The sequence below is a fragment of the Acinetobacter sp. ANC_7512 genome (assembly GCF_056779935.1).
The window spans coordinates 1-349 of record NZ_JBWYIX010000041.1 but is presented as its reverse complement, the minus strand read 5'-3'; the positions used below and the strand labels follow the sequence as shown (position 1 = coordinate 349).

The 349-nt window shown below is 47.6% G+C and carries 1 protein-coding gene; it reads right to left on the bottom strand.

The features are described 5' to 3' along the window. Positions 1-349: phage late control D family protein (locus tag AC1M9H_RS14375; RefSeq protein WP_481613655.1), on the bottom strand; the 349-nt coding region annotated here is incomplete at both ends.

Here is a 349-nt window from a genome sequence, read left to right as displayed (position 1 = left end):
TCGTATTGTTGTTGTAGTCCACTGTGGTCTAGGCTGAGGCTAGAGGCAAAGAGTGGGCTTTTGTTTTGCCATTCTTCAAAGAGGATTTCCATCACTTCGACCACGGATTTATTCATAAATACGCGGCTGTTGCGGCGTTTGTGCCAAAGTGAAGTTGCATCGTTAAGCGTAAGTTTGTAGAGGGTCAGTGCCCCATCGCTTTGTCCTTGTGAGGCTTCGGTAATGATGCCAGTGGTTCTAAACAGGGTTCCTTGATCAGTGACTTGATCGACGGCCACTTGTGTGCCGATGAATTGTTTGAGTGGAATTAAGGCATTGGTCGAGAGACAGATGAGTTCTGCTTGCACGC